Genomic DNA, 13,406 nt, shown 5'->3' with positions numbered 1-13,406 from the left:
GTAACCATGAGTACACCGGTCGACAGCGACAGCACCTACGAGGGTGTGCCCGCCTACGACTTCGACAATCGCACGCCCGGCCCGGTGCTGAGTCATCAGCAGCACTGGGATCGAATGGCCGCGAGCCACAACGGATTTCGCAGCACCGTCGCGAGCGGATTCTGGGTCGTCACCGACGGACCGGCGATCCAGCGGGCGCTGCAGGACTGGCGCACCTTCTCCAACACCTCGGTGACCGCGCTCAATCCGGATCCGCAATTCCTGTGGATTCCCGAGATGCTGGATCCGCCCGTGCACACCAAGTGGCGGCGGCTGCTGGGGGCGGACTTCTCGCCGAAGACGGCCGCGAACAGCGAGGCCGAGGTCCGGGAGCTGGCGATCGAGCTGATCGACGAGCTGTCCGGCCGCGGCTCGGCCGACGTGCTCGGGGAATTCACCCGCCGGTTCCCGACCAAGGTCGTCATGCGGCTGCTGGGCCTGCCCGAACAGGATCTGGACACCTTCCTGGGCTGGGTGCACGAGATCCTGCACCTGACCCACGAGCAGGATCCCGACGGCAGCCGGCAGCTCGCCGCCATCGCGGAGGTGTCGGCCTACTTCGAGGAGCAGATCACCGCGCGGCGCGAACAGCCCCGCGACGATCTGATCTCCCGCGCCATGACCTGGTCGATCGACGGCGAACAGATCAGCCACGGGGATCTGCACGCGCTGTGCCTGCTGCTGTTCCAGGCGGGATTCGACACGGTGCCGATCACGCTGGGCTGGACCTTCTATCACTTCGCCACACACCCGGAGCAGCGTCGGGAGATCGTCGCGGACCCGTCGCTGATCGGCACCGCAGTGGAGGAGATCCTGCGGGTGTACTCGCCGGTGATTCCGGCCCGAAAAGCCGTGCGCGACACCGAGGTCGGTGGCTGCCCGGTCAAATCGGGGGAGATGGTGATGCTGCCGCTGTCGGTGACCAACCGCGATCCGGAGCGTTACGAGAATCCGCTCGAGGTGGATCTGCATCGCACGAACACCGACCACGTCGCGTTCGGGTCCGGGCCGCATCGCTGCCTGGGCTCGCATCTGGCCCGGCTGGAACTCAACGTCGCGGTTCAGGAGTGGCACAAGCGAATTCCCGATTACCGGCTCGCACCCGGACAGGACCTTCAGGAGACCGGCAACATGTACGGGCTCACCTCGTTGCGATTGGAATGGTGACAGTGTCGGCGAATCCCTTGCAGGCCGAGGATTTCTATCACACCGGGATCGTGGTGCCGGATCTGGAGGCCGCGAAGGTCCGGATGGGCGAGCTGGCCGGGTACCGTTGGACGAAAACGCTCGTCAACGAGGTTCCGGTACGCATCGGTGACGAGGATCGCACGCTCGAGATGCGGTACGTCTACTCGCTGGACGCTCCGCGCATCGAACTCGTCCAGGAGGTTCCCGGGACGTTGTGGGAGGCGACGCCGCGGTTGGCGACGCATCACCTCGGTTACTTCTGTGACGATCTGGCCGCGACCTCGAAATTGTTGGAGGAGGCGGGATTCGAGCGGGAGGTGTGTGCGGTGATCGACGGCGTCGCCCCGTCCATCTTCGCCTTCCACGTCTCGCCGGACGGGGTGCGGATCGAAATCGTGGATCGCACGAGGATTCCGGATCTCGCTGTCTATCTGCGCGAGCGCACCCCGGAGTGAGTCAGTGCTCGTCGGAATCGGAATGCCCTGTCCCGCAGTGTGATCCACTGCGGGACAGGGCATTCGACGTTGCGGGGAGTCTCAGAAGACCGGCTGCTGCGGGCGCTTCTTCAGGTAGCCGCCCGAGTCGACGCGCATCTGCATGCCCGTCACCCACTTGGATTCGTCGGAGACCAGGAACAGGACCATATCGGCGATGTCCTCGGGTTCGACGTACGGGTTGCCCATGCCGGTCGTCGCGGGGAAGCTCGGCATGGCGTCCTCGCGGACCGGATGTTCGAGGTCGGGGCGGAAGGCCCGGTACATCGCCTCGTTGTGCAGCATGGCGGTGTTGACGTTGGCGGGGTGGATGGCGTTGACGCGGATCTGGTGCGGCATCAGCACCGTGCCCAGGTCGTGGATGAACGAGGCGACGGTGCGTTTGGCGAAGGAGTAGCCCAGGCCGCCCGGTCCCAGGGCCGGATTGTCCGTGGTGGCGGTGGCCAGCGCCGCGATCGAGCCGGTAGCGATGATCGAGCCGCCCGCGGTGAGGTACGGGAGCGCGGCCTGCACGGCGTGCACGACGCCGTTGCATCCGACGGCCACCACATCGATGAAAGCCTGTGTGCCCCGGTCGATTCCGAGCGGGGCGATGGATGCCTGCGCCACCACCGCGTCCAGGCGGCCGAAGGCGGCGACGCCGTCGTCCACCGCGGATTTCAGCGCGGCGGCATCGCGGACGTCGGCGACCCGGGCCACCGCGCGCCGCCCCGCCTTCTCCACCAGGCGCACGGTCTCGTCCAGATCCTCGCGCCGGGCCAGGGGGTAGGGGTTGGTGTCGATATCCGCGCAGATGTCGACGGCGATGATGTCCGCGCCCTCCTCCGCGAGCCGAATCGCGTGGGCGCGGCCCTGTCCGCGCGCCGCGCCGGTGATGAACACGACCTTGTCCTGAACTCTGCCCATGGCAGGCTCCTTCCGATCCGAATGCTGCCTCGTGAGCCTAGTGAGATCGCCGATATTCAGTACTCTCAATACTCTTCAGTGGAAAGAGTTGTCGGCGCCGGTGCGGGAGATTTCCGCTGAGTGGGATGCTCGGTGTCAATGCCACCAGTGGCTCAGCGCGTCGAGATGCCGCCGCATCCGATGACGCGCCAGTCCCGCGTCCCCCGCCTGGATCGCGTCCAGGATGTGCTGATGCACCTGCCGCACCTCTTCGGCGGCGCGATCGCCCGGTAGCGGCCGGTCGTGTGCGGCCGCGTGCCGCCGGAACAGTTCGGTGATGATCGATCCGAACAGCGAGAGCACGGGATTGCCTGCGGCAGCGGCCAATTCGGTGTGGAACAGGTCGGCCTTGCGCGGATTGCCGGTCGGCCCCTCGACCGGCCAGCGCACCGCCGCGGTGAGCCGGTCCGCGGTGCCGGATTCCTGTGCGGCGCAACGTTCGGTCACCCGCGCGACCACACCCAGCTCGATCGCGTTGCGCACCAGGCGCAGATCGTCCGCGCTCACCCCCTGGTACTCCAGGAACAGCGCCATCGTATCGATGCTCGCCTGCGGTTCGGGTGAGCAGACGATCAGCCCGCCGCCCGGTCCGCGACGCATCCGGGCCACGGAGTGATACTCCAGGATGCGGATCGCCTCGCGCAGCACCGCGCGGCTGATCTCGTACCGGGACAACAGATCCGACTCGGAGCCGAGCACCATGCCGAGTTGCCAACCGCGCGCTGCGATGTCGTCGTGGATGCGGGCGGCGACGACCTCGGCCAGTTTGGCGCGCGGGCCCTCGACGATCTCCGGTTCGATCACCGCACCCGCGATCCGCGTCGCCCGGCGCACGCGATGCTTGTCGATCCAATCCGACACTCCCGCAAGGTGTTTGCCCAGCAGAGTTTCCGCGCGCGCCCCCTCGCCCGCGATCACCGCCTCCACCACCGCGCGGTGGTCCCGGTGCGAATCGTGTTTCGCGGTCAGCATCTCGGTGCGCGAGATGCGCCGGGAGGTGTGCGCGTAACGTCCGGTGAGCCGGGTGAGCACGTCGATGAACAGGTGCAGTGCCGGATTCCCGGACATCTGCCCCAACAGGGTGTGCAGCGGGTCGTCGAGGATGGCGGTCTCGGCCAGCAGCCGCTGTTCGGTGTCGATATGCCCACGCAGCGTGGCGATTCCGTCCTCGCTGACGCGATCCGCGGCGAGGCGGGCCGCGAGCGGTTCGAGCAGCAGCCGCGCCTCGAGCAGATCGTCCACGCCGGTGCCGACGTACTCCAGGTAGATCACGATGGCCCGGGTGGCGGGCCCGGCGTCGGGCGCACACACGAACAGACCGCCGTTCGGGCCGCGCCGCATCCGCGCGACCTGGTGATGTTCGACCAGTCGCACCGCCTCGCGCAGCACCGCCCGGCTCACCCCGAACCGCTCGCGCAGGCCCACCTCCGACCCGAGCAGCTCACCCACCGGCCAGCCGCGGCGGATGACCGTCTCCTCGATCTGCCGGGCGACCTGCGCGGCGAGTTTCCCTACGGGCAGGCCGGATTCGACCCCGGACTCGGGATCGGGGTCGGCGGGGTCGAGCTCGACGGCGGTCGACATGTGGGCCCATTCCTGGTGCGAAATCGGTTGTTCAGGAAAGCAATTCGAGGATGGTCGCGTTGGCGGTGCCGCCGCCCTCGCACATCGTCTGCAACCCGTAGCGCAACTCTTCCCGGCGCATCCGGGCCAGCAGCCGGGTCATCAGGATCGCACCCGACGCGCCGAGCGGATGGCCGACGCCGATCGCGCCGCCCAGCGGGTTGACCCGATCCGGATCGGCCCCGGTCTCGGCCAGCCAGGCCAGCGGCACCGGGGCGAACGCCTCGTTGACCTCGAAGACGCCGATATCGTCCACGCTCAGCCCGGCCCGCCGCAACACCTTCTCGGTCGCGGGGATCGGCCCGGTGAGCATGGTGATCGGGTCCGCGCCGCTGACCGCGCCGCTGTGATACCGTGCGATCGGCGTCAGCCCCAGCTCGCGGGCGCGTTCGGGGGTGGTGATCAGCAGCGCGGCCGCGCCGTCGGCGATCTGGGAGGAGTTACCCGCGTGGATGACGCCGTCCGGTTTGAACGACGGCTTCAACTTGGCGAGCGTGGTCACCGAGGTGCCGCGCCGCAGACCCTCGTCGACGGTGAATTTCGTACCCTCTACCTCCACCGGGACCAGGTGATCGTCGAAGACGCCCGCGTCGATCGCGGCGGCGGCGTTGGCGTGCGAGCGGGCGGCGAACTCGTCCAGCTGGGCGCGGGTGAAGCCCCAGCGCTCGACCATGAGTTCCGCGCCGATGCCCTGGTTGAACTCGAAATTGTCATAGCGCGCAAGCGCTTTCGGGCCGTAGGGCTGCCCGGTGGTGCGGTGCGAGCCGAGCGGGACGCGGGTCATCGTCTCCACGCCGCCCGCGACGACCAGGTCGTACTGTCCGGCCATCACCGCGTGCGCGGCGTGGTCCACCGCCTGCTGGCTGGAGCCGCAGGCGCGGTTGATGGTCACGCCGGGCACGTGTTCGGGCCAGCCCGCCGCGAGCACCGCGAAACGTCCGATATTGCTGGATTGGTCGCCGATCTGGGTGACGCATCCCCAGATCACGTCGTCCACGGTGCCCGGATCGATGCCGGTGCGCCGGGCGAGGGCGGTGAGCACCTCGGCCGACAGATCGGCCGCGTGCACCGGACCCAGGGTGCCGTTGCGTTTGCCGATCGGGGTGCGGACGGCGTCGACGATGACGGCTTCTCTCATGAAATCTGTCCTCTCGCTGGCGAATTCGGTTCGCGGTTCGCGGTGTTGTCGGCGCAGTGGGCCGCGCCGCCGGTGATCAGTGCGTCCACGTTCTCGATGCCCCAGTCTCGCAAGACCTGTGCGGTATCGGTGCCGACTCGGGGCGCGGCGGCTCCCGGGGTGGCCGGGGTCGCGGAGAATCGGGGCGCGGCATTGGGCTGGACGACGCCGTCGCGGGTCAGCAGGCTCGCGCGGGCGGCCAGGTGGGGATGGCGGGCGGCCTCGGTGAGTCCCAGGACCGGTGCGACGCAGGCGTCGGTGCCCTCGAACAGTGCGGCCCACTCGTCCCGGGTTCGCTCGGCGAATCGTTGTGTCAGTTGGGATTTCAACTCCGGCCAGGTGGAGCGGTCGTGCTGGTGTTCGGGATCGACGTCGAGTTCGAGCAGCTCGATCAGCTGCCGGTAGAACTTGGCCTCGAGCGCGCCGACGGCCATGTGGCGGCCGTCGCGGGTGGCGTAGACGGCGTAGAACGGCCAGCCGCCGTCGAGCTGATTGACGCCGCGCTCATCGGTCCACGCCCCGCGCGCGAGTTTGGCGAGTGGGCTTGCCAGCAGATGAGTGGTGCCATCGACGATGGCCGCGTCCACCACCTGACCGTGGCCGGTTCGTTGCGCGGCGTGCAGGGCCGCGAGGATGCCGATCACGAGATAGCAAGCGCCGCCGCCGAAGTCGCCGAGCAGATTGAGCGGGATCTGCGGCGGGCCGCCCGCGTCGCCGATCGCGCCGAGCGCTCCGGTCAACGCGATGTAGCCGATATCGTGTCCGGCCGCCGCGGACAGCGGTCCGTCCTGACCCCAGCCGGTCATCCGGCCGTAGACCAGCCGGGGATTGCGGGCGAGGCATTCGTGCGGGCCGATGCCGAGGCGTTCGGTGACGCCCGGACGGAAACCCTCGATCAGCGCGTCGGCGCGATCGATCAGACCCAGCACGGTCGCCGCGCCGTCCGGATGTTTGAGATCGATGACGGCCGAACGTTTTCCGCGATTGATCACATCGGCGGGCCCGCCCGCATCCGGGTCGTTCAGCTGCTCGGGGCGGTCGATGCGCACCACTTCGGCACCGAGGTCCGCGAGCAGCATGCCGGCGAACGGGCCCGGGCCGATGCCGCCGAGTTCGACGATCCGGCAGCCCGCGAGCGGGCCGGTGGTCATGATCGCGCTCCCGCTCGGCCCGCCATCAGCGGCCCTGCCAGACCGGTGCGCGCTTCTCGGCGAACGCGGTCGCGCCCTCGGTGGCATCGCGCGAGGCGAACACGGGAGCGGCGATCTCGGCGGACTGCGCCCAGCCTTCCGCGAGCGTCCAGTCGGCGGTGGAGCGGGCGATCTGCTTGGTCGCGGCGATGGCGAGCGGGCCGTTGGCGGCGATGGTTTCGGCCAGTTCCAGTGCGCCGGTGAGGGCCCCGCCCTCGTCGGTGAGCCGGTTGACCAGGCCGACCTCGGCGGCGCGCGGCGCGGTGATCGGGTCGCCGGTCAGCAGCAGTTCCATCGCGATGGCGAACGGCACGCGGCGGGGGAGTTGCAGCGCCGCGCCGCCCCGCGCGACCAGCGAACGTTTCACCTCCGGAACGCCGAAGCGCGCGGTGCGGGCGGCCACCACGAGATCGCAGGCCAGCAGCAGTTCGAATCCACCCGCCAGCGCCCAGCCCTCGACCGCGGCGATCAGCGGTTTGCGCGGCGGGGTCTCGGTGATCCCGCACAGTCCGCGGCCGGGGATGGCCGGGCTCTCGCCGCGCAGCCACGCCTTGAGATCCATTCCCGCACTGAAGGTTCCGCCCGCGCCGGTCAGCACCGCGACCCGCAGTTCGGTGGATTCGTCGAGTTCGTCCACCGCGGCGGCCACCCGCGCGGCCGCGCCGGCGTTCAGTGCGTTCTTGACCTCGGGGCGGTTGATCGTGATGACCATGACCGGGCCGCGCCGCTGCACCATTACCTCGTCCGACACCGTGCCTCCTTCATGCCGAGCCGGTCGGCTACCCATCTCGAGCTTTCCGACCAGTATTGAGATTCCTGATCAGTACGATCGGACCCCTCTTTTCAGGGGTGTATCCATAAGTTAGCATCCGATATCGGTAAATGCGTATACTCAATTAAGGCAGGGTGACGGCGGGCCCGTATCTCGGTGCGACGCCGGATCCGGGGTGGTACGCGCACTGCGATCCGGTGACATGCACTGCCGGAAGGAGAATGATGCGTCGCACGCTGTTCACCCAGGATCACGAGGACTTCCGTGGCCTGGTCCGCGACTACCTGACGCGCAAGGTCGTGCCCGAGTACGAGGATTGGCGTCGGGCGGGCCTGGTGCCGCGTGAATTGTTCACGGACATGGGCGAATTGGGGATCCTGGGTACCTCGGTGCCGGAGGAGTACGGCGGTGGGGGACAGCGCGATTATCGCTATCACGTCGTCATCCAGGAGGAGAGCGCGCGAGCCGGGGTGACCCTCGGCGGCCTGCGCACCCATCTGGACGTGGTGGTGCCGTACTTCCTGGGTCTGGCCGACGCCGAGCAACGTGCGCGCTGGTTCCCGGGACTGGCCTCGGGCGCGCTCTACACCGCGATCGCGATGAGTGAACCCGGCACCGGCTCGGATCTGGCCGGGATCGCGACCAAGGCGGTGCGCGAGGGCGACCACTACGTTCTCGACGGCGCGAAGACGTTCATCACCGGCGGATACCACGCCGACCTGATCATCGTCGCCGCCCGCACGTCGCACGACCCGGACAACCGCCGCGCGGGTATGACGCTGCTGGTGGTGGAGAAGGGGATGCCCGGTTTCACCGTGGGACGCAGGCTCGACAAACTCGGGTTGCCCACCCAGGACACCGTGGAGTTGTCCTTCGCGAATGTCCTTGTGCCGGTGGCGAATCGGCTGGGCGAGGAGGGGGCGGCCTTCTCCTACCTCGGGCGCAATCTCGCGCAGGAGCGGTTGGCGATCGCGGTCGGCGCGGTGGCGCAGACGCGGGCGGCGATCGAGCTCACGACCGGTTATGTGCGGAACCGTGTGGTCTTCGGCAAGCCGGTCGCGCACTTCCAGAACACCAAGTTCGAATTGGCCGCCGTCGTCACGGAACTCGAAGCGGCACAGTCACTTCTGGACGCCGCCATCGCGGCGCTGGTGGCCGGTGAGCTGGATCCCGCCGACGCCGCCAAGACCAAACTGTTCTGCACCGAGGTGCAGGGCCGGGTGATCGACCGATGCCTGCAACTGCACGGCGGTTACGGCTACATCCTCGAATCGCCCATCGCGCGGCTGTACGCCGATGCCCGGGTGACCCGCATCTACGGCGGGACCAGCGAGGTACTCAAGACCATCATCAGCAAATCCCTCGGACTGTAAGGAGTCTCATGCAAATCGACGGTTCGTCGGCACTGATCACCGGCGGCGCGTCCGGCCTGGGCCTGGCCACCGCGCGCCGGATCATCGACCGCGGCGGCAAGGTGGTGCTGGCCGACATCTCGGAGGAGCAGGGCGAGAAGGCGGTCGCGGAACTGGGTTCGGCGGCGCGGTTCGCGCGCGCGGACGTCACGGACGAGCAGAGCGTGGGGGCCGCACTGGACCTCGCCGCGCAGCAGGGGCCGCTGCGGTTCGTGGTGCACTGCGCGGGCCGCGGTGGCGACCGCACCCGCATCATCGACCGCGAGCGCAAACCCGGTGAGCTGGATACATTTTCGGAGGTCATCCGCGTCAACCTGATCGGCACCTACAACGTGCTGCGGCTGGCCGCGGCGAAACTGGCCGAGAACGAGGTGGCCGACGGCGACCGCGGCGCGATCGTGCTCACCGCCTCGGTCGCCGCCTTCGACGGCCAGATCGGCCAGACCTCCTACACCGCGGCCAAGGCCGGCGTGCACGGCATGACCCTGGTCGCCGCCCGCGACCTGGCCAGCTGGCAGATCCGCGTCAACACCATCGCCCCCGGCATCATGGACACCCCCATGCTCGGCCGCCTGCGCTCGGACATCCGAGACAGCCTCGCCGCCACCGTCCCCCACCCCAAACGCCTCGGCGACCCCGACGATTTCGGCCGCCTCGCCGTCGAACTCCTGGAAAACCCGTACCTCAACGGCCAGACGATCCGCCTCGACGGAGCAATCCGCATGGCCCCGCGCTGAGGGCAGCGAGGTGAATTCGACAGCCCCGCACGAGGGGTACCACGACGCCACCGAGACCGACGAGCAGTTCCGGGCCCGGTTGCGAGCCTTCCTCGATGAGCATCGGCCCGGTCGGCGGCCGCGTCGGGCCGAGGATCGGTTGCGCTGGCAGAAGGATTGGCTGGCAACGCTTTTCGATGCCGGATTCGCCGGTCCCAGTTGGCCGCGCAGGTATGGCGGGATGGAGTTGGGTTTTGCTCGGCAGGTGATCTATCAGGAGGAGTACAACCGGGCTCGGGTGCCGGGGCCGTTGGGGACCGGGTTGGGGATTGCCGCGCCGACGATCATCAAGTACGGCACCGAGGAGCAGAAGGATCGGTATCTGCGGCCGATGTTGCGTGGCGATTCCGTTTGGGCGCAAGGGTATTCCGAGCCGGGGGCCGGGTCGGATCTGCCGGCGTTGCGGACCACCGCGCGGCGCGCGGGGGGTGGGCCCGATGATGTGGACGCCTACTACGTCGTCGACGGGCAGAAGGTGTGGAACAGCGCCGCCGATATCGCCGATGTGCTGTTCACTCTGGTCCGCACCGGTCCGCCCGGATCGCGGCAGGACGGGATCAGTTATCTGCTGATCGACGCGCACTCCCCGGGCGTCACCGTGCGGCCGCTGCGGGATCTGACCGGTGACGCGCACTTCTGCGAGATCTTCTTCAACGAGGTGCGGGTTCCGGTGGCGAACCGGATCGGGGCCGAGAACGGCGGCTGGCCGCTGGTGCGCACGAGTCTCGGGCACGAGCGCGCGGCCGGCGCGATGAATCAGGCCGCGCTGTATCGGCGGGTGCTGGACGAGCTGATCGAACTCGCGCACGAGCGCGGCGCGACCGCGGATCCGCTGATCCGGGATCGGCTCGCCGAATTCGAGATGCGGGTGCGGATCATGCGGCTGACCGGGATGCGCACCATCTCCGACATTCTCGCGAAGGGCGAACCCGGCCCGGCGTCCTCGACCTCGCGGCTGTTCATCGTGACCTTCGAGCAGGAGCTGCACGAGTTCGCGGTGGATCTGCTGGGCTGCTACGGAATTCTCGATCGGCACGATCCGCACGCGGTGCAGCGCGGCCGCTGGGTGTGGGGATTCCTGCGCACCCGGGCCTCGACCATCGGCGCGGGCACGGCCGAGATTCAACGCAATACGATCGCCGAGCAGGTGCTGGGCCTGCCGCGCGATCCGGCGATGCCCAGCACGGGAAGGTCCTGATGAGAGCCGCCTACTGCACGGAATACGGTGCGCCCGACAAACTTTCGGTCGTCGAGCTGGACGATCCGGAGCCCGGTCCGGGTCAGGTCGCGGTGCGGATACACGCCGCGTCGGTGAATTTCCCGGACGTGCTGATGGTGGCGGACCAGTACCAGGTGCCGCTGTCGCTGCCGTTCATTCCGGGCAGCGAATTCGCCGGTGAGGTGTGTGCGATCGGTCCCGGCGTCAGCGATCTGAAGGTCGGCGCCCCGGTGGCGGGCTCGGCGATGGGCGGCGCGTTCGCGGAACAGGTTGTCGTACCGGCGGATTCGCTGCGCGAGGTGCCCGAGGGCCTGGACATGGTGCAGGCCGCCGCCTTCCACGTCGCCTACGGCACCGCGTACCACTCGCTGGTCACCATCGGCGGTGGAGTCGCGGGCGAATGGGTGACGGTGCTGGGCGCGGCGGGCGGCGTCGGCTCGGCCACCGTCGACGTCGCGACCCGGCTGGGCATGCGCGTGATCGCCGCGGCCTCGTCGCCGGACCGTCTCGCGGTCGCCCGCGACCTGGGTGCGGTGGCCGGAATCGATTACAGCCGTGAGGATCTCAAGACCAGACTGCGCGAGCTGTCCGACGGCGGTGTCCACCTGGTGATCGATCCGGTCGGCGGCGACTACTCCGAGGCCGCCCTACGCGCCCTGCGCCACGGCGGCCGCTTCGTCACCGTCGGCTACGCGGACGGCGAGATCCCCCGCGTCCCGTTGAACCTGGTGCTGCTGAAGGACGCGACCGTCCGCGGCTTCGAAATCCGCCTCCTGCGCCGCGACAACCCCGAAGCGGTCGCCGCGGCCACCCGCGCCCTGTCCGCGATGGTCCGCGACGGCATGCACCCGCACGTCTCGGCGGTGCACCCGCTCGCCGATGTGGCCGAGGCACTCACCGCCGTGGCGCAGCGGCGGACCACCGGAAAGGTGGTGCTGGACATGATCGGCCACTGAAAGAGACAACTTTAATTGGAAGAAGCAATACCCAGATAGCCGTTATCAAGGCGAAATTCCGTTGAGCGGGACGATAACAGTGCACGCAATAACGCTCCGGTTCTAGACTGAATCCGCACCGGCGTACCGCTGGCCCGAAATGTGCGTCGAGAGCAGAGCAACCCGTTCCAGTGCGGTTGCCCCAGGCGTGCCGCGATCATCACGAGGGAGCAGACCAATGCCCTTGCAGCCGTATATGAAGCTGCTGTCGACAGACGACCATCTGATCGAACCGCCGACGCTGTGGACGGACCGCTTGCCCGCCAAGTACCGCGAACTCGGTCCGCGCATCGTGGAACAGCAGCGCGGCGGGGGACAGGCGCCCGCCGAGGTGTGGCGCTACGAGGATCGGATCTACCCGTACATCGGCCTGAATGCGGTGGCGGGCAAGAGTTTCGACGAATTCGGCATGGAACCCACGCGCTACGACGAGATGATCCCGGGCTGCTACGACCCGAAGGCCCGGTTGCGGGATATGGATCTGGACGGGGTGTGGGGCGCGCTGTGCTTCCCGTCCTTCCCGCGCTTCGCGGGCACGGTGTTCCTCGAGGGGCAGGACAAGGAACTCGCGCTGCTGTGCGTGCAGGCGTGGAACGACTACGTCCTGGACGAATGGTGCCCGGCGGGCCCGGAGGGGCGGTTGATCCCGCTGAGCATGCTGCCGCTGTGGGACGTCGAGGCCAGCGTGCGGGAGATCCACCGCGTGGCCGCGAAGGGTTCCAAGGCCGTCACCTTCCCCGAGTACACCACGCCGCTGGGGCTGCCCTCGGCCTACACCGACCACTGGGACCCGGTGTTCTCGGCGCTCGAGGAGACCGATATGCCGCTGTGCCTGCACTTCGGCACCTCCAGCAATCCGCCCAAGACCTCCCCGGAGGCCCCGTTCGCGGTGACCATCTCGCTGTTCGCGTGCAACTCCATGTTCGCCACCGCGGATCTGATCTTCTCCCCGGTGTTCCATCGGCACCCCAAGCTGAAGGTCGGGCTGTCCGAGGGCGGTATCGGCTGGATGCCGTATCTGATCGAGCGGATGGACAACACCTGGGAGCGGCACCGCTTCTACCAGAACCTGAATCAGGATGTGCGCCCGTCGGAGCTGTTCATGAAGCATTTCCACGGCTGCTTCATCGACGACCGGTTCGGCGTGGAGGTGCGGCATCACGTCGGCGTCGACCGCATCACCTGGGAGTGCGACTACCCGCATTCGGATTCGTACTGGCCCAAGAGCCGGGCGTACGCGGCCGAGACGCTCGCCGACGTGCCCGATGACGAGGTGCACAAGATCGTCGAGCTGAATACCCGTCGGCTGTACAACATTCCGGCATGAGCGAGCGCGTGGGACGGCTGCCGGAATCCGAGCGATCGGACTGGACCGAGCTGGATCTGCTGACTCGCGAGGAGGCGCACGGCCGCCTGGTCGAGGAGATCGAGGTGGTGCGGAACCGCCTGGGCGAGCTGGGCGAGGGCGACGCGGCCGAACGGGATCTGCTGGACTCCCGATTGCGCGCATTGCGCAGTGCCGCTTCGGATCTGCTCGGTTCCTAGCGGCGGGCCGGGCCCCGTGGTGAGGCGCCGC

General features: G+C 68.4%; 13 protein-coding genes. 8 read left to right on the top strand and 5 right to left on the bottom strand.

Annotated elements, in window-relative coordinates:
- Positions 1 to 6: 6 nt before the first annotated feature.
- A complete protein-coding gene (locus NRB20_RS22710) occupies positions 7 to 1,206 on the top strand; it encodes a cytochrome P450 (RefSeq protein WP_153412308.1) in 1,200 nt (399 codons plus the stop codon).
- Between the two features lie 2 nt (positions 1,207 to 1,208).
- Positions 1,209 to 1,682: a VOC family protein gene (locus NRB20_RS22705; protein WP_406603869.1), complete on the top strand. Its 474-nt coding sequence runs from the start codon at positions 1,209 to 1,211 to the stop codon at positions 1,680 to 1,682.
- 81 nt (positions 1,683 to 1,763) lie between these two features.
- Here NRB20_RS22705 and NRB20_RS22700 read toward each other — a convergent pair whose 3' ends face one another.
- The 5 genes from NRB20_RS22700 to NRB20_RS22680 all read right to left on the bottom strand — a co-directional run bounded on the left by NRB20_RS22700 (position 1,764) and on the right by NRB20_RS22680 (position 7,407).
- Entirely contained in the window at positions 1,764 to 2,627 is an 864-nt protein-coding gene (locus NRB20_RS22700; RefSeq protein WP_153412304.1) for a mycofactocin-coupled SDR family oxidoreductase, read from the bottom strand.
- Positions 2,628 to 2,762: 135 nt separating this feature from the next.
- Positions 2,763 to 4,250, bottom strand: a complete 1,488-nt coding sequence (locus NRB20_RS22695) for a FadR/GntR family transcriptional regulator (protein ID WP_153412302.1) — start codon at positions 4,248 to 4,250, stop codon at positions 2,763 to 2,765.
- A gap of 31 nt (positions 4,251 to 4,281) precedes the next feature.
- Positions 4,282 to 5,427, bottom strand: coding sequence for a thiolase family protein (locus tag NRB20_RS22690; protein ID WP_153412300.1), 1,146 nt, complete (start codon positions 5,425 to 5,427; stop codon positions 4,282 to 4,284).
- The gene (locus NRB20_RS22685) at positions 5,424 to 6,617 is read right to left on the bottom strand and encodes a CaiB/BaiF CoA transferase family protein (RefSeq protein ID WP_153412298.1); all 1,194 of its coding nucleotides are present in this window, start codon (positions 6,615 to 6,617) and stop codon (positions 5,424 to 5,426) included. Before NRB20_RS22685 ends, NRB20_RS22690 begins: the two co-directional genes overlap by 4 nt.
- Positions 6,618 to 6,642: 25 nt before the next feature.
- On the bottom strand, positions 6,643 to 7,407 hold the full coding sequence (locus NRB20_RS22680; RefSeq protein ID WP_319945277.1) for a crotonase/enoyl-CoA hydratase family protein: 765 nt from the start codon (positions 7,405 to 7,407) through the stop codon (positions 6,643 to 6,645).
- 245 nt (positions 7,408 to 7,652) lie between these two features.
- On the opposite strand from NRB20_RS22680, the gene NRB20_RS22675 reads away from it, so the two are divergent.
- The 6 genes from NRB20_RS22675 (at position 7,653) to NRB20_RS22650 (ending at position 13,375) form a co-directional block, all read left to right on the top strand.
- Positions 7,653 to 8,801: an acyl-CoA dehydrogenase family protein gene (locus tag NRB20_RS22675; RefSeq protein ID WP_153412294.1), complete on the top strand. Its 1,149-nt coding sequence runs from the start codon at positions 7,653 to 7,655 to the stop codon at positions 8,799 to 8,801.
- 8 nt (positions 8,802 to 8,809) lie between these two features.
- Positions 8,810 to 9,577: an SDR family NAD(P)-dependent oxidoreductase gene (locus NRB20_RS22670; RefSeq protein WP_153412292.1), complete on the top strand. Its 768-nt coding sequence runs from the start codon at positions 8,810 to 8,812 to the stop codon at positions 9,575 to 9,577.
- 10 nt (positions 9,578 to 9,587) lie between these two features.
- Complete coding sequence (locus NRB20_RS22665; RefSeq protein ID WP_319945276.1) at positions 9,588 to 10,814, top strand: acyl-CoA dehydrogenase family protein; 1,227 nt, start codon at positions 9,588 to 9,590, stop codon at positions 10,812 to 10,814.
- Positions 10,814 to 11,791 carry an NADPH:quinone oxidoreductase family protein gene (locus NRB20_RS22660; protein ID WP_153412290.1) on the top strand — a complete coding sequence of 326 codons (978 nt, stop codon included), beginning with the start codon at positions 10,814 to 10,816 and terminating at the stop codon, positions 11,789 to 11,791. Before NRB20_RS22665 ends, NRB20_RS22660 begins: the two co-directional genes overlap by 1 nt.
- Before the next feature lie 217 nt (positions 11,792 to 12,008).
- Positions 12,009 to 13,157, top strand: a complete 1,149-nt coding sequence (locus NRB20_RS22655; protein ID WP_153412288.1) for an amidohydrolase family protein — start codon at positions 12,009 to 12,011, stop codon at positions 13,155 to 13,157.
- Positions 13,154 to 13,375 (top strand): hypothetical protein, encoded by a 222-nt coding sequence (locus NRB20_RS22650; RefSeq protein ID WP_153412286.1) that lies wholly within the window; start codon positions 13,154 to 13,156, stop codon positions 13,373 to 13,375. Before NRB20_RS22655 ends, NRB20_RS22650 begins: the two co-directional genes overlap by 4 nt.
- Positions 13,376 to 13,406: the final 31 nt, after the last annotated feature.

The organism is Nocardia macrotermitis (assembly GCF_009604405.1).
Lineage (GTDB): Bacteria > Actinomycetota > Actinomycetes > Mycobacteriales > Mycobacteriaceae > Nocardia > Nocardia macrotermitis.
The sequence above is the reverse complement of the archived record's forward strand: the minus strand, read 5'-3'. Positions and strand labels throughout refer to the sequence as shown.